Origin of the sequence: Synechococcus sp. MU1642 (genome assembly GCF_020514115.1) — a bacterium.
Lineage (GTDB): Bacteria > Cyanobacteriota > Cyanobacteriia > PCC-6307 > Cyanobiaceae > Parasynechococcus.
In genome coordinates this window covers 110,586-131,817 of sequence record NZ_VTKZ01000006.1, presented here as the reverse complement: position 1 = coordinate 131,817, position 21,232 = coordinate 110,586, and the positions used below count along the sequence as shown (strand labels likewise).

The 21,232-nt window shown below is 62.9% G+C and carries 18 protein-coding genes and 1 pseudogene; 12 read left to right on the top strand and 7 right to left on the bottom strand.

Going from position 1 to position 21,232, the window contains the following annotated elements; all coding sequences use genetic code 11:
* Window positions 1-134: 134 nt before the first annotated feature.
* The 4 genes from FZZ85_RS07895 (at window position 135) to FZZ85_RS07880 (ending at window position 5,275) form a co-directional block, all read left to right on the top strand.
* Complete coding sequence (locus tag FZZ85_RS07895; protein ID WP_226413875.1) at window positions 135-3,332, top strand: DEAD/DEAH box helicase; 3,198 nt, start codon at window positions 135-137, stop codon at window positions 3,330-3,332.
* Window positions 3,333-3,334: 2 nt separating this feature from the next.
* Complete coding sequence (locus tag FZZ85_RS07890) at window positions 3,335-4,222, top strand: SWIM zinc finger family protein (protein WP_226413873.1); 888 nt, start codon at window positions 3,335-3,337, stop codon at window positions 4,220-4,222.
* A 14-nt stretch (window positions 4,223-4,236) separates the two neighbouring features.
* Window positions 4,237-4,716 carry an MEKHLA domain-containing protein gene (locus FZZ85_RS07885; protein ID WP_226413871.1) on the top strand — a complete coding sequence of 160 codons (480 nt, stop codon included), beginning with the start codon at window positions 4,237-4,239 and terminating at the stop codon, window positions 4,714-4,716.
* A gap of 166 nt (window positions 4,717-4,882) precedes the next feature.
* Window positions 4,883-5,275, top strand: a complete 393-nt coding sequence (locus tag FZZ85_RS07880) for an Hsp20/alpha crystallin family protein (RefSeq protein WP_226413869.1) — start codon at window positions 4,883-4,885, stop codon at window positions 5,273-5,275.
* Between the two features lie 116 nt (window positions 5,276-5,391).
* On the opposite strand, the gene FZZ85_RS07875 is transcribed toward FZZ85_RS07880, so the two are convergent.
* A complete protein-coding gene (locus tag FZZ85_RS07875; protein ID WP_226413893.1) occupies window positions 5,392-6,687 on the bottom strand; it encodes an NRAMP family divalent metal transporter in 1,296 nt (431 codons plus the stop codon).
* 82 nt (window positions 6,688-6,769) lie between these two features.
* On the opposite strand from FZZ85_RS07875, the gene FZZ85_RS07870 reads away from it, so the two are divergent.
* Window positions 6,770-8,518: a diflavin flavoprotein gene (locus tag FZZ85_RS07870; protein WP_226413867.1), complete on the top strand. Its 1,749-nt coding sequence runs from the start codon at window positions 6,770-6,772 to the stop codon at window positions 8,516-8,518.
* Here FZZ85_RS07870 and FZZ85_RS07865 read toward each other — a convergent pair.
* Together FZZ85_RS07865 and FZZ85_RS07860 are read right to left on the bottom strand one after the other, a co-directional pair.
* On the bottom strand, window positions 8,512-8,829 hold the full coding sequence (locus tag FZZ85_RS07865) for a hypothetical protein (RefSeq protein WP_226413865.1): 318 nt from the start codon (window positions 8,827-8,829) through the stop codon (window positions 8,512-8,514). The genes FZZ85_RS07870 and FZZ85_RS07865 overlap by 7 nt on opposite strands.
* Window positions 8,830-8,840: 11 nt before the next feature.
* Window positions 8,841-9,206 (bottom strand): hypothetical protein, encoded by a 366-nt coding sequence (locus FZZ85_RS07860; protein WP_226413863.1) that lies wholly within the window; start codon window positions 9,204-9,206, stop codon window positions 8,841-8,843.
* Window positions 9,207-9,659: 453 nt separating this feature from the next.
* Here FZZ85_RS07860 and FZZ85_RS07855 point away from each other — a divergent pair, with 453 nt between their 5' ends.
* The 4 genes and pseudogenes from FZZ85_RS07855 to FZZ85_RS07840 all read left to right on the top strand — a co-directional run bounded on the left by FZZ85_RS07855 (window position 9,660) and on the right by FZZ85_RS07840 (window position 13,146).
* Window positions 9,660-11,462 carry a diflavin flavoprotein gene (locus tag FZZ85_RS07855; RefSeq protein WP_226413861.1) on the top strand — a complete coding sequence of 601 codons (1,803 nt, stop codon included), beginning with the start codon at window positions 9,660-9,662 and terminating at the stop codon, window positions 11,460-11,462.
* A 96-nt stretch (window positions 11,463-11,558) separates the two neighbouring features.
* A pseudogene (locus FZZ85_RS07850) lies at window positions 11,559-12,248 on the top strand (rubrerythrin family protein).
* A gap of 75 nt (window positions 12,249-12,323) precedes the next feature.
* Complete coding sequence (locus tag FZZ85_RS07845) at window positions 12,324-12,839, top strand: NADPH-dependent FMN reductase (protein WP_226413859.1); 516 nt, start codon at window positions 12,324-12,326, stop codon at window positions 12,837-12,839.
* A 100-nt stretch (window positions 12,840-12,939) separates the two neighbouring features.
* The gene (locus tag FZZ85_RS07840; protein WP_226400839.1) at window positions 12,940-13,146 is read left to right on the top strand and encodes a hypothetical protein; all 207 of its coding nucleotides are present in this window, start codon (window positions 12,940-12,942) and stop codon (window positions 13,144-13,146) included.
* Between the two features lie 2 nt (window positions 13,147-13,148).
* Here the strand turns inward: FZZ85_RS07840 and FZZ85_RS07835 are convergent, their stop codons facing one another.
* The 4 genes from FZZ85_RS07835 to FZZ85_RS07820 all read right to left on the bottom strand — a co-directional run bounded on the left by FZZ85_RS07835 (window position 13,149) and on the right by FZZ85_RS07820 (window position 18,151).
* Complete coding sequence (locus FZZ85_RS07835; RefSeq protein ID WP_226413857.1) at window positions 13,149-13,403, bottom strand: hypothetical protein; 255 nt, start codon at window positions 13,401-13,403, stop codon at window positions 13,149-13,151.
* A 129-nt stretch (window positions 13,404-13,532) separates the two neighbouring features.
* The gene (gene gcvP, locus FZZ85_RS07830; protein ID WP_370631159.1) at window positions 13,533-16,346 is read right to left on the bottom strand and encodes an aminomethyl-transferring glycine dehydrogenase; all 2,814 of its coding nucleotides are present in this window, start codon (window positions 16,344-16,346) and stop codon (window positions 13,533-13,535) included.
* 112 nt (window positions 16,347-16,458) lie between these two features.
* Complete coding sequence (gene gcvH / locus FZZ85_RS07825; protein ID WP_226413853.1) at window positions 16,459-16,848, bottom strand: glycine cleavage system protein GcvH; 390 nt, start codon at window positions 16,846-16,848, stop codon at window positions 16,459-16,461.
* 10 nt (window positions 16,849-16,858) lie between these two features.
* The gene (locus tag FZZ85_RS07820) at window positions 16,859-18,151 is read right to left on the bottom strand and encodes a methionine gamma-lyase family protein (RefSeq protein WP_226413851.1); all 1,293 of its coding nucleotides are present in this window, start codon (window positions 18,149-18,151) and stop codon (window positions 16,859-16,861) included.
* 202 nt (window positions 18,152-18,353) lie between these two features.
* On the opposite strand from FZZ85_RS07820, the gene FZZ85_RS07815 reads away from it, so the two are divergent.
* The 3 genes from FZZ85_RS07815 to dnaB all read left to right on the top strand — a co-directional run bounded on the left by FZZ85_RS07815 (window position 18,354) and on the right by dnaB (window position 21,226).
* Window positions 18,354-19,211 (top strand): acyl-CoA desaturase, encoded by an 858-nt coding sequence (locus tag FZZ85_RS07815; protein WP_370631161.1) that lies wholly within the window; start codon window positions 18,354-18,356, stop codon window positions 19,209-19,211.
* Between the two features lie 78 nt (window positions 19,212-19,289).
* Entirely contained in the window at window positions 19,290-19,748 is a 459-nt protein-coding gene (gene rplI / locus FZZ85_RS07810) for a 50S ribosomal protein L9 (protein WP_226413847.1), read from the top strand.
* A 71-nt stretch (window positions 19,749-19,819) separates the two neighbouring features.
* Window positions 19,820-21,226: a replicative DNA helicase gene (gene dnaB / locus FZZ85_RS07805; protein WP_226413845.1), complete on the top strand. Its 1,407-nt coding sequence runs from the start codon at window positions 19,820-19,822 to the stop codon at window positions 21,224-21,226.
* Window positions 21,227-21,232 lie beyond the last annotated feature (6 nt).

Below are 21,232 nucleotides of genomic sequence, written 5' to 3'. Positions count from 1 at the left end.
CCCCTACCCCTTGACAACTGGCAGGTCGATGGCCTGGCATCATTAGTGGTGGAGCTCCTTCAGGCTTGGCTGCCGTTGATCGGCAGTGCTCTCCTGCTCCACGGCATCCTCCGCTTCCTGCCCGCGTCGCGGCCATGAGCCTGCTGCACGCCACCTGGCTTCCCGCCATCCGCACCTCCAGCAGTTCCGGTCAACCGGCACTGCTCGTTTGGGCTGACACCTGGCGGGTGGCCACACCGGAAGGGCCAGGCCTCACCCCGGCCCTGCATCCCTTCACCCTGAGCCATGACGACCTAAGGGCCTGGCTGAGTGAACGCGACCTTTTGCCGGGCGGCTGCATCGATGCCACGGCCTGTCTCACCCTGCCGAGCCGCACGGTGAAGCCGCGCAAAAGCCGCAACAAAAAAGAAGAGCCGGCCGTGGAACCACCGGGCTGGACCGGGCTGCCGATGCAAGCAGGCGAACCGATTCCCAAACAAACCGAATGGTGGCCCTGGCAGGTGCAGGGACTAGCCGTCGAAGCATCGGCAGCGACGGAGTGGTTGTCCCGATTGCCGCTCTCCGGCACCAATCCCGACCTGGCTGACGAACTGCGTTGGTGGAGTCATCTGCAGCGCTGGGCCCTGAGCCTGGTGGCCCGGGGACGCTGGATTCCCCAGATGGAGCTCAGCAAAGGGGAGGGCTATCCCCATCGGGCCCGTTGGGTGCCGCTGCTCAACCGGGAAGAAGACCGGCGCCGGCTCGAGGATCTGGCGGCCAGCCTGCCTCTAGTGGCCACCTGCGCCTTGCCCTGGCGGGAACCTCTGGGACGCCGCAGCAACCGCACCACCCGGTTGCGACCCGAGGCCATGCGGGCCGCCAACCCCGTAGCCAGCTGCCGGCCCCGCAGCGGACGCCTGCGGGTGGCGACGCTGCTGGAAGACCTGGTGGACGCGCAGCTGCGCATGGACTTTGAACCGTCCACGGATGGACTTGATCCCCTGCTGACCCTCTGGCAGGAGGCGCTGGGCTCGGACACCGGAGTAATCGAAATCGGTGATGAAGAGGCCGAACGCCTGGCCACCGCCAGCCATCACTGGAGGGAGGGCATCGCCGGCGGATTTGCCGCGGCCCGCACATGCCTGGAACTGCACACCCCACCGGATGGGGAGGATCTCTGGGAGTTGCGCTTCGGGCTGCAGGCGGAAGCTGACCCCAGCCTGAAGCTCCCGGCCGCCGCGGCCTGGGCCTCCGGCGCCGAGATGCTGCAACTGGGTGAGATCCAGGTGGATCAACCGGGCGAAGTGCTGCTGGAGGGCCTAGGACGAGCCCTGACGGTGTTTCCACCGATCGAACGCGGCCTGGAGAGCGCCACGCCTGACACGATGCAGCTGACCCCGGCCGAAGCCTTCGTGCTGGTGCGCACCGCCGCTCGTCAGCTGCGGGATGCCGGCGTGGGTGTGGAGCTGCCGCCCAGCCTCTCCGGTGGCCTAGCCAGCCGGCTGGGCCTGTCGATCAAGGCCGAACTTCCAGAGCGCTCCCGCGGCTTCACCCTGGGCGAATGTCTGGAGTGGGAGTGGGATCTGATGATCGGCGGGGTGACGCTCACCCTGCGGGAACTGGAGCGTCTGAGCGGCAAGCGCAGCCCCCTAGTACGCCACAAGGGGGCCTGGATTGAACTGCGGCCCAACGACCTCAAGAACGCCGAAAGATTCTGTGGGGCGAAACCGGAACTGAGCCTCGATGACGCACTGCGGTTGACCGGAACAGAAGGGGAACTGCTGATGCGGATGCCGGTGCACCGCTTCGATGCTGGTCCGCGGCTGCAATCGGTGCTGGAGCAGTACCACCAGCAGAAGGCCCCCGACCCCCTGCCGGCCCCAGAGGGATTCAGTGGCCAGTTGAGGCCCTACCAGGAGCGAGGGCTGGGCTGGCTCGCCTTCCTGCACCGCTTCGACCAAGGGGCCTGCCTGGCCGATGACATGGGCCTGGGCAAAACCATCCAGCTGCTGGCGTTTCTGCAACACCTCAAAGCAGAGCAAGAACTGAAGCGACCGGTGCTGCTGGTGGCTCCCACCTCGGTGCTCACCAATTGGCGACGGGAAGCGGAATCGTTCACCCCAGAATTGGCGGTGATCGAGCACTACGGACCGCGCCGCCCCTCCACACCCGTCGAACTGAAGAAAGCATTGAAGGATGTGGATCTAGTGCTCACGAGCTACGGGCTGCTGCAGCGGGACAGCGAACTACTGGAAACCCAGGACTGGCAGGGGGTGGTAATTGACGAAGCCCAAGCGATTAAGAACCCCGGCGCCAAGCAGAGCCAGGCCGCCCGCGACCTGGCCCGCCCCGGCCGCAGCAAGAGCAACCGCTTCCGCATCGCCCTGACCGGCACCCCAGTGGAGAACCGGGTGAGTGAACTGTGGGCCTTGATGGACTTTCTAAATCCCAAGGTGCTGGGGGAAGAGGACTTCTTCCGCCAGCGCTACCGGATGCCGATCGAGCGGTACGGCGATATGTCGTCCCTAAGAGACTTGAAAGGCCGGGTGGGCCCGTTCATCCTGCGCCGGCTGAAGACCGACAAAACGATCATTTCCGACCTGCCGGAAAAAGTGGAACTGAGCGAATGGGTAGGGCTGAGCAAGGAGCAAAAATCCCTGTACAGCAAGACCGTGGAAGACACCCTCGATGCCATTGCGCGGGCGCCGCGCGGGCAGCGCCACGGTCAGGTGCTGGCCCTGCTCACCCGGCTGAAACAGATCTGCAACCATCCCGCCCTGGCCCTGAGCGAAGGGGCGGTGGACGATGGCTTCCTGGGCCGTTCGGCCAAGCTGCAGCGGCTGGAAGAAATCCTCGATGAGGTGATCGAAGCAGGCGATCGGGCCCTTCTGTTCACCCAGTTCGCCGAATGGGGGCATCTGCTGCAGGCCTGGATGCAGCAGCGCTGGAAATCAGAAGTTCCCTTCCTGCATGGCGGCACACGCAAGAGCGAACGCCAGGCAATGGTGGATCGCTTCCAGGAGGATCCCCGCGGTCCGCAGCTGTTCCTGCTCTCGCTCAAGGCCGGTGGTGTGGGCCTCAACCTCACCCGGGCCAGCCACGTCTTCCACATCGACCGCTGGTGGAACCCTGCCGTGGAAAACCAGGCCACAGACCGGGCTTATCGGATCGGCCAGACCAACCGGGTGATGGTGCACAAATTCATCACCAGCGGCTCGGTGGAGGAAAAAATCGATCGCATGATCCGGGAGAAATCACGCCTGGCCGAGGATGTGATCGGCTCCGGGGAGGATTGGCTGGGAAGCCTCGGTGGCGATCAATTGCGCAATCTCGTCGCCTTGGAGGACACCTGACCATGACCCTGAACAACGGCAACACCAACGGCATCACCGCCATCGGCGACGACGGCCTGGGCCAACAGCCCTGGTGGGTGGAGCAGTGGATGGAGCTGATCAACGGCTACCGCTTCAAAAAACGGTTGGAGCGGGCCTGGGGCTACGCCCGCGAAGGCCATGTGACCTCGATCCGCTTCGAAGGCCGCCGCGTTCACGCCCGCGTCCAGGGCACCGATGAAGCGCCCTACAAGGTGAAGCTCTGGCTGGACGTGCTCAACGATGAGGACTGGGGCTATGTGCTGGAAGCCCTGACCCAAAAAGCCCGCTGGTCGGCCCAGCTGCTGGCGGGGATCATGCCCTCCGACATCGAGCGGGCCTTCGCCGCCAGCGGCAAACGTTTGTTCCCGTTCAAGTTGCAGGAAGTACGCAGCGAGTGCAGCTGCCCCGACAAAGCCAACCCCTGCAAACACATAAGCGCGGTGTATTTCCTGATGGGGGATCGCTTCAGCGAAGACCCATTCGTGCTGTTCCAACTGCGGGGCCGCAACCGAACTCGGCTGCTGGAAGACCTGGCGGAACATCGGCGCAAGGCCCTGGCGGAGCGGGCGGCGGCAGCCAAAGACGAGAAAAAAGCCAGCACACCTCACGAGGCAACACCGATGCCGCCCCACGCGGCAGTGCAGGATCCGGCCCTGTGGTGGCGCTACAACCGCAGCCTCGATGGCGACCTGGTCGTGATCACACCAACGATGGAGGGAGACACGGGCCTCGATGCCGCCGGAGAGCTGCCACTGGCGGAAGACCCGCGCTTTGTAGAAGCCCGAAGCACCTTCCTGAACAACCTCAAGGCCCATGGCCAGGCCAGTGCCCAGAAGGCGATGCTGCAGGCCATGGCAGCCGGCAGCTGAAGCGGAGCAGAGCCATGACCAGCGAAGCCGCCTGGCTCAGCAACGACAAACAGGGGCTCGCCGAATTGCTGCAGCAATCGCATCAACAGGCCTTCAGCAGGCCGCTGATCGCCGCCGCCCAACCAGGCCACGCAAAGCGGCTGCTCTGCCAGAACCTTTTTGCCTGTGGCTTTCCGGTGTTGGCCCACGGCACGGAGCAGGATCCCAAGCTCAGTTACGCCAACGCTGCGGCCCTGCAGCTGTGGGACAGCCGCTGGGATGAGCTGATCGGCATGCCCTCGCGGCTCACCGCACCGGACAGCGAACGAGCGGAACGCAGCAGCGCCCTGGGCCAGGCCAAACGTCTCGATGCAGTGCAGAACTATCGCGGCATTCGCATCAGCCGCAAAGGGCGGCGATTCATGATCAACAAGGCCCGGATCTGGACCCTCTGGGATGCAGAAGAACGGGTCTGCGGCCAGGCGGCCTGCTTCAGCGACTGGTGGTGGCTTTAAGGAGATTCGGTTTTAACACCATCCCTGTGGTGCCAGCCGAACCTGGTGGTAGAGACCGAATCAAAACGGACGGTTCTCACGCTTCTGGTTCTCATCCAAGCGGCGCAGATTGTGGTGGCGGGCGATCAACCCAGTCCGCAGATGTTCATTCTTCGGAGCCACCATCATGCTGACCCTTCGCCAATCCCCCTTCGAGCTGTTCGAGCGTCTCGAGCAGCAACTGGCCACCGCTGAACGCATTCCCAACGCTGAAATCCGCGAGACCGAAACCAGCTACACCGTGCAGCTGGAACTACCCGGGGTGGACCGGGACTCGATCGACGTCAAGGCCACCGATCGCAACCTGGTAATCAGCGCCGAACGACCTGAGAACAACAGCGACGACACCGAAGCACCTCTGCTGAGCGAATTCCGCTGCGGCACCTGGAGCCGCAGCTTCCGTTTTCCCCACAGCCTCGATCGCGACCAGCTCAAGGCCAGCTATCGGGACGGCATTCTTGAAATCAACGCCAGCAAAGCTGTGGAGCACACCAGCGTTTCTGTGAAGGTCGAGAGCTGATCAGGTTCCGAGCACTGAAAAGCCTTGGGCTGGACAAGCCCAACACACCAAGACGAGAAGAACGGAAGCCCAACCCCTCCCGATGGCAGGGGTTTTTTGTTGAAGCCAGGGCGTAATCAGCCGCCGAGGCCAAGGAGGAAGCGGCCGACAAACAGCAGGCTGAAGCCACTGAAAAACACCAAACCAAACCAGCAGAAGGCCTGGGTGAGCCGGCCATAACGGTGCTCCAACGGGACCAAGGGGCTGTTGATCGTGTCCATCGCCATCCAGGCGAACAGAGGAGCGGTAAGGAAACTGCCGGTCATCGCCCCAAAGACGAAATCCTTCACCCCGATCCCGCCGCTCTTGGCCACCACCAGCGCCAGCACAGCGGCCAGGAAATGCACGATCACCCAGATGTCAAAGCGACGCTGCATGGGCCCCGGCGCTGAATCCCCACTGTCGTGATGACGCAACAAGCCCTGGATCGCCGCAATGCTGCGGGGGTAAGCATCCAGGCAGGTGAGGGTGGTGCTGAACATGGCGAAAAAGGCCGCCGGGATGATCACCCAGGCCGCCCAACCCCCCATGGCGGCGGTGTAGAGCTTGATCAGCTTCTGGGCGAAGGACACGCCACTGCCAGCCAGCATTCCTTCCCCACTGCCGTACATCGTGTAGGCGCCCAGGATCACGAAGAACATGGCCGTCACCACAGTGACGCTGTAGCCGAGGTTGAAATCGAACTCGGCCTCCTTCGGCGTTGCGGTGTGGTCGGTGTCGCGCGCGCGCGAAAACATCCACAACGATGGCCACACGCACATCTCCACCGGTCCGGGCATCCAGCCCATCAGGGGAATCAGGAAGGCCAGGTTGGCCAGGGTCCAGGGACTGGGATCAGTACTGACCCAACTCGCCGCCACATCCCCGACAGGGCCCCGGATCAGCAGCGATGCGGCCGCGACCCCCGTAAGCAGGGTGAGCAGCACCACCAACAATTTGGAGAGACGGTCGAGCGCCCGGTAGTGCCCCAGCAACAGCACCAGGCCACTTACCACCAGCACGGCGATGGACAGTCCATAGGGGTCCAGTCCAGCCAGCAGAGGAATGTTGGTGAGCAGCAGCCCCGCCACAAAGCTCACCGCCGCAATGGTGAAGGTGCCCGTCACCAGGCTCACCACCAGATACAGCGGCAGGTAGAGGGGATTGCGTTTCTGGAAACCCTCCAGCAGCGAAAGTCCGGTGGCCGCTGTAAAGCGGGTGCCCACACGCAGGAACGGGTACTTGATCAGATTGGTCAGCAGAATCAGGCCGACCAGGGCAAAGCCGAAACGGGCTCCCGCCGTAGTGGACGACATCAAATGGGATCCACCGATGCAGGCACCGGCCAAGAGGATCCCAGGCCCAATGCTGCGTCGCAGAGTCGATGACGCCATCACAAGGTTGCGGTTGCGACCAGTCTCCGCCGCCTTTCCCCGCTGAATCTCCGTAAAGTCGACATCCGTCACGGTCGGTTTCATGGTCGTTGCTCCTGCTGCTCCGAAGCTGTCGCTGCAGTGCGAGGCCATCGCTGCCGACACCAGCACGATTCGCTCCCTCGACTGGGACCGCAGCCGCTTCGACATCGAATTCGGCCTGCGCAACGGCACCACCTACAACGCCTTTCTGGTGCGGGGAGAACGCACCGCCCTGATCGACACCAGCCACGCCAAGTTCCGCGACACCTGGATCCCCCTGCTCAAGAAGCAGATCGTTCCAACCGCGATCGATGTGTTGATCGTGAGCCACACCGAACCCGACCACTCCGGTTTGATCGGTGACCTGATCGATCTCAATCCAGAGATCGAAATCGTGGGCTCGAAGGTGGCGCTGCAGTTCCTGCAGGACCAGGTGCACAGGCCGTTCAATTCCCGTGCGGTGAAGTCCGGCGAGGAACTGGATCTCGGCACCAACCCCGACAGCGGCATCCAGCACCGCTTCGAATTCCTTAGTGCTCCGAACCTGCACTGGCCGGACACGATCTTTTCCTTTGATCACGGCACAGGCATTCTCTACACCTGCGACGCCTTCGGTCTGCACTACTGCTCCGACGACGTCTTCGATGCCGATCCCGGAGCCATTGCTCCCGATTTCCGCTTCTATTACGACTGCCTGATGGGCCCCAATGCCCGCAGCGTGCTGCAGGCCCTCAAGCGCATGGATGGCCTACCGGAGATCAACACCATCGCTGTGGGTCATGGGCCGCTGTTGCGGCATCACCTCAGTCACTGGATCAGCGACTACCGCGAGTGGAGCGGCCAGCGCAGCAAAGGCGAGAGCTATGCCGCCGTCTGTTACCTCAGCCAGTACGGCTTCTCCGATCGGATCAGCCAGGCCATTGCCCACGGCATTGGCAAAGCGGATACCCAAGTGCAGCTGGTGGATCTGCGGGCCACCGACCCCCAGGAACTCACCGCCCTGATCGGCGATGCCAAGGCCGTTGTGGTGCCGACCTGGCCCGCGGAGCCGGAGCCGGATCTCCAGGCCTCCATCGGGACCCTGCTGGCGGCCCTACATCCCAAGCAACTGGTGGGGGTCTACGACGCCTTTGGCGGCAACGACGAACCGATCGATGCCGTCGCCGATCAACTGCGCAGCCAGGGGCAAAAACAAGCGTTCAACCCGCTGCGGATCAAACAGCTGCCGCAGGGCAGCGACTACCAACGCTGTGAGGAGTCCGGCACTGACCTCGGCCAGCTGCTGACCAAAGAGAAGACGATCGCAGCGATGAAAAGCCTCGATGGCGACCTCGACAAGGCCCTTGGTCGCATCAGCGGTGGCCTCTACGTGGTGACTGCCAGCCAGGGGGAGGGCGAGTCGCAGCGCCGCAGCGCCATGGTGGCCAGCTGGGTGAGCCAGGCCAGCTTCACCCCACCGGGCCTCACCATCGCCGTCGCCAAAGACCGTGCAATCGAAGCCCTGATGCAGGTGGGAGATCGCTTCGTGCTGAATGTTCTACGGCAGGACAACCATCAGGAACTGATGCGTCATTTCCTCAAGCGTTTCCCCCCCGGTGCCGATCGTTTTGCTGGGGTGAACGTGCTTGAGGGGACCGCCGATGGCGGCCCAGTGCTTACCGATGCCCTGGCGTTTCTGGGCTGCCGGGTGGAGCAACGGATGGAGGGCCCCGACCACTGGATCATCTATGCCGTGGTGGAGCAGGGCAACGTGGCCGATGCCGAGGCCAGCACCGCGGTGCACCACCGCAAAGTGGGCAACCACTACTGAGCCTGCAACTGGTCCAAAGCATCCAACAGGTTCATCAGCAAAGGGCCCACGTGCTGGCTCCTCTGCCATTCACGGCGGTTGAGCCAAGGATCTATGCAGCGGCGCCACCAACCCTGTCCCGCCGGCTGGCAAAGACCAACCCCACGGTGATTGGGCGAGAGGAACACCGCTGCAGCCAAGAGATTGGCGCCGAAACCCAGCACGTTCCAACGCCCGATCACTTCATCAGACCATCCATGCAACAACCGCACCTCCAAGAGTTCATCAGCGGGGAGCAGCTCCCAGGATCTGCCTGGCCGCAGCGAAGCCAACAGCCGTTCGTTCAAGCCACGGTGTTTCGCTCTTGGGATGGGCTTGGACCCACAACGGCGCATTGACGGGCAAAGGTCGTAACGCAGCACAGATAGCGCTCTTGAAATAGGTCCGGTTCTCGATCTCTGGCACCGGGCGCCAGCCAAACGATCGACCCAAGAGCCGCCAGCGCATGTGCCATTGGGGCACTCTCAAATAGTGCAAGCAGAGCAGCGCTCCCTGTCTGCGGCCCGAAGGTCGCTTCGGCATCGACGACAGCCCTCCGGAAACTGGCGCAGATTTCGAGCAATTCCTGAAGCCCCAACGGCTCCACCGGACGATCAAACGGCACCAGCGGATCCAAATGGACTGAAGCCATGGCTTGGTAACGAAGCACCAACTCGAGCGCCCTGATCCGATTGCGCTGGGCTTGTGCTCTGAATACAGACGTGTTTCCACCCCAATCGATTCCCCCAGCTCCACCACCTCTGAGGCCAGATAAGCGCGCAGCATCTGATGGCCTTCGCGATCGTCCAAGCGCGGCAGCATCAGCAGGCTGCAGGCCCTGGGCTCCGGCTCGATCAACGCACTATCGCCAGGATGACCCGACAGTCATGCCCATCCTGGGCCGCAAGGTCCTACAGAAACGGCTTGAAGCCCTTGGCTGAAGGGCTGAGGTCATCGCGACAGCACGATACGACCTCGAGCCGGGTGCCCCGGATCTCTCTCCAGCGCAGACAGGCCAGTGCCGAAATTGTGGTGATCAGCTGGGAGGAAAGAACAACAGCGCTCTGCGCCACAGCCCTTCTGCTCCCATCAACAACGCGCCTAAATTCAACTGGCTTCGAAGATGAGCGTGACCAGCACCGCAACCACGCGTCGCACGATCCAGCTGCCGATCGACGATGGGGTCGTTGGTCTGCGGGGTCTGAGCCCTCAAAGGCACCGCTTCGAACTGGAGTACGCCCTGGAGAGGGGCAGCACCGCCAACAGTGTGTTGTTCGAGGCCGGAGATGGCGCCCCTGCTGTGCTGGTCCACCCCCCGGGGGTGGCCTACAGCGCAGCCTTTCTGCCGGTGCTTGCCGAAGCCCTGCCCAGCAGCGACGCACCGCTGCTGGTGGTGGTGGGCCATGTCAACCCCAACCGCGTTGCCCTGCTGCGGGATCTAGCGAAGGCCTATGCCGGCCTGGAACTGATCGTCTCCAACCCCGGCGCCAAGTTGATCGAGGAGCTGTGGAGCCAACGCAAGCCCGCCCCTCCCGGCGAAACGAGCGAACAATCACCGCTACCAGATCTGCCACCCCTTAGGGTCATCCGCCAGGAGCAAACACTTCCCCTCAGCCATCAGCACAGTTTGATACTGCTGCCGGCCCCAACTCCTCGCTGGCCAGGCGGATTGCTGGCCTTCGAGGAAAGCCTGGGCCTGCTGATAAGCGACAAGTTCTTCAGTGCTCACCTCTGCACGGACAGCTGGGCCGAAAGCAACCGCAGCAGCACCGAAGAAGAGCGCCGTCACTTCTATGACTGTCTGATGGCCCCCATGGCCCGTCAGGTAGATGCCCTGGTGGAACGGCTCGAAGAGCTCGACATTCGTACCATCGCACCGGGCCATGGGCCGGCGATCGAAGCCAGTTGGCGCAGCCTGCTGAATGACTACCGCCGCTGGGGCGAAGGCCAGCAGAACGCCAGCCTGACGGTGGCCCTGCTGTTCGCCAGCGCCTACGGCAACACCGCAGCCATTGCCGATGCCCTGGCCCGCGGGGTCAGCCGAACCGGCATCCGGGTGAGCAGCTTGAACTGCGAATTCACGCCCGCCGATGAACTGGTGAGCACGATCCAACAGGCCGACGCCTTCTTGATCGGCTCACCAACCCTGGGGGGCCATGCCCCCACACCGATCGTCTCGGCCCTGGGCACGCTATTGGCGGAAGGAGATCGCAGCAAGCCCGTGGGGGTTTTCGGCAGCTTCGGCTGGAGCGGCGAGGCGGTGGATCTGCTGGAAACGAAGCTGCGGGATGGCGGCTTCAGCTTTGGCTTCAAGCCGATCCGGGTGAAGTTCAGTCCGGATGTTGCCCGGGTGAAGGAGCTGGAGGAAACCGGTACCCGTTTCGCCCGCCAGCTGCTGCAAAGCCAGAGACGGGCGCAACGGCGCAGTGCGGGGGGCTTGAGCGAAAGCCGCAGCGATCCAGCGGTGCTAGCGCTGGGCCGCGTGATCGGCTCCCTCTGCGTGCTCACCACACGCAAAGCCGATCTGAGCGGGGCCATGGTGGCCAGCTGGGTGAGCCAAGCCAGCTTCAATCCCCCCGGCATCACCGTGGCCGTCGCCAAGGACCGTGCCGTGGAAGCACTGCTGCACAAGGGCGATCGCTTCGCCTTGAACGTGCTGGCCGAAGGGCGCGAAACCGCCCTGATGAAGCAGTTCCTGCAACCGTTCGAACCCGGTGCCGATCGCTTTGAAGGCCTTGAGCTGGAGAGCAGCCCTTCCGAACAGCCATTGCTGCCGGGTGCCCTGGCCTGGCTGGACGGGAAGGTGAGCCAGCGGATGGAATGCGGCGACCACTGGCTGATCTACGCCGAAGTGGATCACGGCGGCGTGCTGGATGCAGAGGGCAGCACCGCAGTGCACCAACGCCGCAGCGGCGCCAACTACTGAGCTAGCACCCTGGAGCTGGCAACCCAAACCCCTCGACTAACTCATGCCCACTATTTAGTTAGGGCCAGGCTGATGGAACGATCCCTAGTGCCGTCGATGGACATTTCCAAGCCTTCCATCCACGCCAACCTCGAGGCTGCTTTCGGTGGCGAGAGCATGGCCAACCGCAAATACCTGTTCTTTTCAGAGGTGGCCAAACAACTCGGCCATAAAGACCTGGCCAAGTGATTTCGTGACACCGCAGCGCAGGAAACGGAACACGCCTTTGCCCACTTCCGTCTGCTGCACCCTGAGTTGGTGGTGAGCCATCCCGAGCAGCTCAGCGACGAGGAGAAGCAGTCCATCCTGATCCGCTGCCTGAAACTCGCCATTGAGGGCGCAACCTATGAGTACACAACGATGTATCCGGAGTTCGCCGCCCAGGCCCGGCAAGACCGGGACAGCGGAGCCGAAGCGGAATTCGCCGAGCAAAGCAGCGAGTCCAAAGAGCATGCCGGCCAATTCCGCACCGCCGCCAAGAACTTCGGCCGGCTGACCCCAATCGAGCAGCATCACGCCGAAACCTATTGCGTTGCCCTTAAGGCCCTGCAAGGCAAGGACACCGCAGGCCAGGCCGACCAACCAATCCCGGGCAAGTGGATCTGCAAGGTGTGCTCGATGATTTACGAACCCACCGAGGGGGATCAGGATTCCACCATCGCCGCGGGCACCCCCTTCAAGGCCATTCCCGACGATTGGCAGTGCCCGATCTGCGGTGACCTCAAAGCCGAGTTAAAAGCGGCCTGACGCCCTGGCAGCTGGCAGGTCTCGTTGTGAAAACAGACGAGGCCTTGCACGATTCCATCAAGAGCCTTCTTCTCCATGCCCTCTGATCTCATCGTTCTGACAGCGAGCAATGGCGAGAACCTCAAGCTGGCGGAACGCTTCGTGCAGGCCGCAGCGGCCCAGAACGCCAGCGCCGAACTGATCGACCTCACAGAGCTCAACCTGCCTTTGTTCACGCCGCGCGTGAAGGCAGCAGGCCCAGGTCCTGACCTGGCGACCCTGCACGACCAGCTGCACCAAACACCACGCTGGGTGATCTGCGCGCCGGAGTACAACGGCTCGATTCCACCGTCGCTCACCAATGCCATTGCATGGCTCTCGGTGACGGACGACGACTTCCGATCCTTGTTCAATGGGCGGGCAATTGCCATGGCCACCTTCTCCGGCGGTGGCGGCATGGAACTGCTGGTATCGCTCCGAATCCAGCTCAGCCACCTCGGGGCTCAGGTGGTGGGGCGTCAGCTGCTGAGCAACCACGCCAAACCAGCGCAGGACGACAGCATCAACGACCTGGTGCAGCGGCTGCTGCAGATGTCACTGCTCGAGCTCTGACCCTGGCGTGAAGCAATCCGGAAAAGATCTGGTGCAAGCGCGAGACACCAGAGCTTGTGCCCTGAAATAGCTGAGTCACTTACAAATAATCCCTAGAGCGATGGGATTCATCAACGGCCAAGAGGCCTCGGTTCGATACCGCGGGTTCCTTTTGATGCCTCAAACCAACCGGAGCTGGCTGGTGCGGCCAGAACGCAGCCCGATGAGATTGCTGCCATTCCGCACACCAACTTGCTCACTGGCTGACGTCAAAGCACTTCTTGACTGGCGTCTTGCCCAGGAAAAATCTGAAATCGGCGTGGCCTGAACTCAGGCCGCCGCCGGTGGTGGGGTGGGATCGCCAACCGGTTGAAAAGGAATCACCAAGGTGGCCCAGTGATCGGGCCTCTCAGGGCGGCTGCGACGGGAACGGCGGGTACCGAATGGAACCCGAACCACATTGGTTCCTTCAATCGACAAGGTGTGGCCGCGATTAAAGGCTGATTCCAGACCTTCCGGAAGTTGAGGAAGGGCAGGCCCTTCAATGCTGCTGAGCGCAGATTTCTTGTTGTTGTCCCGATCCATGGTGTCCCCCGACAGACGAATCAGTTGTCGAACAGTTTGACCGAACTCGCAAGGGCGATGAAAGGAATCAAACCAATTTTTCCGTTTTCAGTGAAAATTTACACGCTCTGAACCCCTTGCACCAGTGCTTCAGGCCGTCACAGCCACCGCTTCTACCGAAGGACAGGTGCATACCAGGTTGCGATCACCAAAGGCGTTGTCAATCCGAGCCACGGCCGGCCAGACCTTGCTCTCCTGCTGCCCCTCCATCGGGAAAGCAGCCTGCTGACGGCTATAGGGACGGTCCCAGTTATCCGCTGTGACGGCAGCCAGGGTGTGCGGAGCACGCTTGAGCGGGTTGTTCGCAGGATCGCTGGAGCCGGTTTCAATGGCGCGAATCTCCTCGCGGATCGCCACCAGGGCATCGGCAAAACGATCCAGCTCTGCCAGGCTTTCGCTTTCGGTGGGCTCCACCATCACCGTCCCTGCCACCGGCCAGCTGACGGTGGGCGCATGGAAGCCGTAGTCCATCAAACGCTTGGCGATGTCATCCACATCGATCCCCGCATCGCGTTTGAGCGGGCGCAAGTCAAGGATGCATTCATGGGCCACCCGCCCCGTGCTGCCTCGAAACAGCACGGGGTACGAAGCGTCGAGCCGATGGGCGAGGTAGTTGGCCGACAACAGCGCCACGGCACTGGCCTGCCGCAGGGCCTCCGCCCCCATCATCCGGAGGTACATCCAGCTGATCGGCAGGATGCTGGCGCTGCCGAGCGCTGCTGCGGACACAGGACCGATGGCCGATGAGGCGCCAGCCTGCAAGGGATGCCCCGGCCGAAAGGGCGCCAGATGCGCCGCCACACCAATCGGCCCCACTCCAGGACCACCACCCCCATGGGGAATACAGAAGGTCTTGTGCAGGTTGAGGTGGCAGACATCGGCACCGAAAGCACCGGGACGGCACAGCCCCACCTGGGCATTGAGGTTGGCCCCATCGAGGTACACCTGGCCGCCGTGCTGATGCACCACCGAGCAGATCTCACGGATGCCGGTCTCGAACACGCCGTGGGTGGAGGGGTAGGTGACCATGAGCGCCGCCAGCCGATCGGCATGCTGGGCAGCCTTGACCGCCAGATCCTGTTGATCGATGTTGCCCTCGCCATCGCAGGCCACGGCCACCACCTTGAGGCCGGCCATCACGGCACTGGCAGGGTTGGTGCCATGGGCGCTGGTGGGGATCAGACAGATGTCGCGATGGGCCTCACCGCGAGAGCGATGCCAGGCGCGAATCACCAGCAGCCCCGCATATTCCCCCTGGGAACCGGCATTGGGCTGCAACGACACGGCAGCAAAGCCCGTCAGGGCAGCCAGCCATTGCTCCAGATCATCAGCCAGACGGCGATAGCCGTGGGCCTGATCGACTGGAGCAAAGGGATGCAACGCCGCAAACGCAGGCCAGCTCACAGGCTGCAGCTCAGCGGCGGCATTGAGCTTCATGGTGCAGCTGCCCAACGGGATCATCCCGTGCACCAACGACAGATCACGGCTCACCAACCGCTGGATATAGCGCATCAGCTCTGATTCGCTGCGGTACTGGTGAAAGACCGGCTGACTCAGCCAGGGTTGGCTGCGTGACGGCAGGGAGAGGGCCGGGGGCTGTTCAGCCACAAGCTCCGGCAACGCCTGGCCGCAGGCCTCAGCCAGCAGTGCGAGGAGGGCTTGCAGCTCCCGTTGATCCGAGAGCTCATCCAGGCTGATGCCGAATCCGGTGGCATCCGCCGGCGCTGCGCCATCGGGCAGAACCCGCAGATTGAAACCTGCCGCTGCTGCAGCGCGGTGCACAGCCGGTGCAGACGCACAGTGCACGGTGATGGTATCGAAGCGATCGGCGACCTCCAGCGGATAGCCAAGGACTCGCAGGCCCTGCTCCAACTGGCAGCGCAGACCAACAATGCGCTGGGCTATGGCCTGCAAACCGTCGGGCCCGTGATGCACGGCATAAAACGAGGCCATCACGGCGAGCAGCACCTGGGCCGTGCAGATGTTGCTGGTGGCCTTGTCGCGGCGGATGTGCTGTTCGCGGGTTTGCAGCGCCAAACGCAAGGCCGAGCAGCCTTCTGCATCCTTGGATTGCCCCACCAAACGGCCGGGAATCTGGCGCTTGTAGGCCTCAACAGTGGCGAAGAAGGCGGCATGGGGGCCACCGAAACCCATCGGCACCCCAAGGCGTTGGGCGCTGCCCACGGCAATGTCAGCCCCCAGGGATCCCACGGGCGCCATCAGGGTCTGCGCCAAGGGATCGATGGCCACGGTGGCCAAGGCACCGGCGGCATGGGCCGCGTCGATCACGGCGGATGGATCCCAGAGGCGTCCATCGGCTCCGGGCAACTGCAACAGCACTCCGAACACGGACGCATCAATCGGGGCCGTAGCCGGGTCGATCCGCTCAAGGCTGATGCCAAGGGGTTCGGCGCGGGTCTGCAGCACTGCCCAGGTTTGCGGCAGCACGTTGGCATCCACCAAAAACCGGGTCGCCTCAGGGCGACTACACACCCCGAAGCTGAGGCTCATAGCCTCCGCAGCTGCGGTGGCTTCATCCAGCAGCGACGCGTTTGCGATCGGCAAGCCCGTGAGCTCACTGATCAAGGTTTGAAAATTGAGCAGGGCCTCCAGACGCCCCTGGGCGATTTCCGCCTGGTACGGGGTGTAGGCGGTATACCAGGCCGGATTTTCAAAAACGTGGCGCTGGATCAGGGCGGGGGTTGCCGTGCCGTAGTAACCCAGCCCGATCAAAGAGCGGCGCAGCGTGTTGGTCTCGCTCAGCTGCTTGAGCTGCTGCAGGGCCTCCGCCTCCCCACAGCCCCCCGGCAACGCCTCGACCGGCGGTGCTGGGTCGAGGATTTCGGCGGGCACGACATCAGCGACGAACTCCTTTAGATCGCTGTAGCCGAGGGCATTCAGCATGCGGAATTGTTCAGCCTCGCTCGGGCCGATGTGCCGCTGCGAAAAAGGAGAAATCAACGTCGAATGCAGCAGCCCACGCGGTGATCGTAGAAGCGACGTTCCGGCGCTGATGTCAGCCGGCGTTGACCTTGGCGCTATAGGCGTCGGCGGTCATCAAGGTGTCGAGCTCAGAGGGATCCGCCGGACGCAGCACCAGCAACCACCCCTCGCCGTGGGGGTCGTTCTGCAGTTCCTCAGGACTAGCCAGCACCGCTTCATTGCGTTGCACAACCTCACCGGCAATCGGTGCATACATGTCTTCCACAGCCTTCACCGACTCCACCGATCCAAAGCTGGTGCCCTTCGCCAGATTGGCGCCTACATCCGGGAGGTCCACAAAAACGATGTCGCCCAGCTGATCAACAGCGAATGCACTGATGCCCACCCGCACCAGCTCACCGTCGGCATTGGCGTACTCGTGGCTGTCGGCGAAGCGAAAAGAGTCGGGGAACGCGAACGCCATCGACGCAGTTTCAGGTGATCCCAGTCTGCGGGAGATTGATCAGTCCTGCCGCATTGAGGTCACACAACGCACGGGACAGGGCCAAGCGGATATGGGCGCGATGGGTGCCGCCCTGCACATAAAGGTTGAAAGGTTCCCGCAGCGGCGCATCAGCCGAAAATTCACTGGTGGAGCCGTCGATAAAGGTTCCACCAGCCATCACCAGATCAGAGGCATAGCCCGGCATCGAGGCAGGCACAGGATCGAGGTAGGCCCCGATCGGCGACATCGCCTGGAAGGCACGGCACACGACTTTGAGAGCGTCCGGACTGCCCAGCCGCACCGCCTGGATCAAATCGCTGCGGACCGCACCTGGCAGCGGGTTCACGGAGAAGCCCAACCGCTCAAACACGCCCGCCACCAGATCCGCGCCAATCAAGGCCTCCGACACCATCTGCGGCGCCAGGAACAGCCCCTGCAGCACCAGCCGCTGAAGGTCAAATCCCGTGCCGCCCTCACTGCCGATCCCCGGCGCCGTCAGCCGGCAGCAAGACTGCTCCACCAGATCGGCCCGTCCTGCGATGTAGCCGCCAGTCGGGGCGATGGTGCCGCCGAGGTTCTTGATCAACGATCCAGCGATCAGATCCGCACCAACCGCCGTTGGCTCCTGCTCCTGCACCAACTCGCCATAGCAGTTGTCAACAAAGACAACGCATTCGGGCTGGCAGGCATGGATGCGCTCACACAACCCGGCGATCTGCTCAACCGTGACCGACGGACGCCAGCTGTAGCCACAGCTGCGCTGGATCAGCACCATCCGACAGGGCTGCTCCAGGGCTTGTCTCAACGCCGCCTGATCGACCGCCCCATCCGGCTGCAGATCAATTTCGTCGTAGGCAACCCCGAATTCCGCCAGGGATCCCTGGCCCTTGCCTCGCAGACCGATCACCTCCTCAAGGGTGTCGTAGGGACGGCCCGTGATTGAGAGCAGACGATCACCGGGCCGCAACACCCCGAACAGCGCTGCGGCGATGGCATGGGTGCCGCTGACAAATTGCAGGCGCACCGCGGCGGCTTCAGCCCCAAGCACCCGGGCAAAGACCCGATCCACCACCTCACGGCCCTGATCCCCGTGGCCATAACCAGTGAGCGACGCAAAGTGCTGGGTTCCAACGCGCTCGGCCGCCAGGGCCTCCAACACGAGCTGCAAGCGTTGCCCTACCGCTGCCGTCCTTGCTGCAGCCAAGTCGGCCTGATCCTGCGCCACCGCGTCGATCAGTTCCTCTGCAAACGCACTGATCACCACTTGCCTGACAGACGTCATGCCTTCCTAAACCCTGACCAAAGCCAGGATTCACAACCCGACCGAACCTCTGCTGCTCGACAACTCCTTTAGATTTCTGTCACTAACGGCACCATCCGCTCCCTGGTTTTCCTGTCTGAGCGGCTTTGTCAATCCAAGGAGAATCCGCTTGGTTTCCTCGCAAACAGCTGACACCCGCGAGCTTCGGCAACGGGCCGCGGTGATGGCACCGCGCGATCCCCTGCCGGCGCGTCAGCGCAAATTCAAGACGGGAACCACCAGCTTCATGCTTGTGATGCACGTGCTCGCCACCGTGGCGCTGCTTCCGCGCTTCTGGAGCTGGCAGGGCGTTGTGGCCTTCGGCGTCCTCTATTGGATGACGGTGCTGGGCGTCACCCTGGGCCTGCACCGTCTGGTGGCGCACCGCAGCCTGGTGGTGCCGGTGTGGGTTGAGCGCATCCTGGTGCTGATGGGCACCCTCGCCTGCCAGAGCGGACCGATCGAATGGGTGGGGCTGCATCGCCATCACCACCGTTTTTCGGATCAGCCCACAGATCACCACGACGCTGGGCGTGGCCTGTGGTGGGCCCACAGCGAATGGATGCTGCATGACATCCCTGCCCTGAAGGAACTCGACCGCTACGCCGGCGACCTTCAATGCGACCCCTTCTATCGCTGGCTCGACCGCTGGTTCCTGCTGCTGCAGATCCCCCTGGGCCTGGGGCTCTACTGGTTCGGTGAAGCCATCCAGGTTTATGGCGGTGGCATTGGCCTGGTGCTTTGGGCCATCCCTCTGCGCCTTGTGGTCGTCTACCACGTGACATGGCTGGTGAATTCCGCCACCCACGCCTTCGGCTACCGCAATTTCGATTGCCCCGACCTGTCTCGCAATTGCTGGTGGGTGGCGCTGCTCTCCTTCGGCGAGGGCTGGCACAACAACCACCACGCCCATCCGGCCAGTGCGCGCCATGGTTTGCGCTGGTTTGAATTTGATCTCACCTGGCAGCATGTCCGCCTGCTCAAGCGGCTTGGACTGGCCAGCCGGATCCGCACAGCCCGTTATGTCGAGGGAGCCTCCTGAGGCTCGAAACTTTCTTCAACAACAGGCCACGTCGTAACGTGGTCGATCGCACCCGCCTCCAACCTTCGTACCGGTCCCATGCCTAAGCGTGTACAAATAGTTCTGAATGAGGACATCCTCAGCCTGGGCAAGGACGGAGACCTGGTCGAAGTGGCTCCCGGTTATGCCCGCAACTTCCTGCTGCCCTTTGGTAAAGCTGTCCCTCTCACCCCTGCGGTGATGAAGCAGGTAGAGCACCGCCGGGCCAAAGAAGCTGAGCGTCAGGCTGCCCTGAAGCAGGAAGCCATCGACTTCAAGACTGCCCTCTCCACCATTGGTCGCTTCACAGTGAAGAAGCAGACCGGTGAAGACAATGTGCTGTTCGGCACAGTCACCAACGGCGACGTGGCAGAAGCCATCGAAACCGCCACCAAGAAAGAGATCGACCGCCGCGACATCCTGGTGCCTGAAATCCATCGCACCGGTAAGTACACCGTGACGGTGAAGCTGCACACCGAAGTCATAGCTGAGATCAACTTGGAAGTGGTCGGCTACTGATCGCTGTCAATTGACACTCAAACCGCTCATTCGAGCCAGAGTGTGATCCCTTCGCTTCAGGCCCTGCCGCCATGGTGAGCGCCCCCCTACCAGAAAACAACGATGGGGGACGCCGTGGTTTTGGGCAGGGCTATCGCGACGATGAGCCCAATTTTGAGGCTCTGCCCGATTCGCTTCCGCCCCAAAACCTTGAGGCAGAGGAAGCGGTTCTGGGCGGCATCCTGCTGGATCCCGATGCGATCGGGCGTGTCGCTGATGTGCTGCAGCCTGAAGCGTTTTATCTGAACGCCCACCGGGAGATCTTCCGGACCGCCCTGATGCTGCACGGCCAGGGCAAGCCGACAGATCTCACCGCCATGAGCGCCTGGCTGGCCGACACCGGCGCCCTCGAGAAGGTGGGCGGCAACAACCGACTGGTGGAGCTGGTGGAGCGGGTTCCGTCCACCGCCTCGATCGAGCAGGTGGCCCGGCTGGTCATGGACAAGTTCCTTCGCCGCCAGCTAATCCGCTCAGGCAACGAGGTGATCAAGCTGGGCTTTGATCAGAGCCTGCCAATGGAGCAGGTGCTGGACCAGGCGGAGCAGAAGATCTTTGCCATCAGCCAGGAGAAACCTTCCAAGGGACTCACCCCCACAGCCGAGATCCTCACCCAGACCTTTGAGGAGATCGAGAGCCGCTCGCTGGGCACCTCGGTGGCCGGCATCCCTGTGAACTTCTACGACCTGGATGCGATGACCCAGGGCCTGCAGCGAAGCGACCTGATCATCGTGGCGGGCCGGCCGGCCATGGGCAAAACCTCAATCGCGCTGAACCTGGCCAAGAACGTGGCCCAGCTGCACGACATGCCGGTGTGCTTGTTCTCCCTGGAGATGAGCAAGGAACAGCTCACCTACCGCTTGCTCTCGATGGAAGTGGGCATCGAAGCGGGCCGCCTACGCACCGGCCGCCTGCAGCAGGAGGAATGGCCGCTGCTGGGCCAGGGCATCAACAGCCTGGGGCAACTGCCGATGTTCATCGACGACAAACCCAACTCCGGCGTGCTGGAGATGCGCTCGCTCTGCCGGCGGCTGATGGCCGAACAGGGCAAGGAGCTGGGGCTGGTGATGATCGACTACCTGCAGCTGATGGAAGGCTCGGGCTCGGACAACCGGGTGCAGGAGCTGTCGCGCATCACCCGAGGCCTGAAGCAGATGGCCCGGGAACTGAACGTGCCGGTGATTGCCCTCTCCCAGCTAAGCCGGGGTGTGGAAGCACGAACCAACAAGCGCCCGATGCTGAGCGACCTGCGGGAATCGGGCTCAATCGAACAGGACGCCGACCTGGTGCTGATGATCTACCGCGACGAGTACTACAACCCGGAAACACCGGACCGCGGCATTACCGAAGTGATCGTGACCAAGCACCGCAACGGGCCAGTGGGCACGGTGAAGTTGCTGTTCGAGCCGCAGTTCACCCGCTTCCGCAACCTGGCGGCCTGAGCCAAC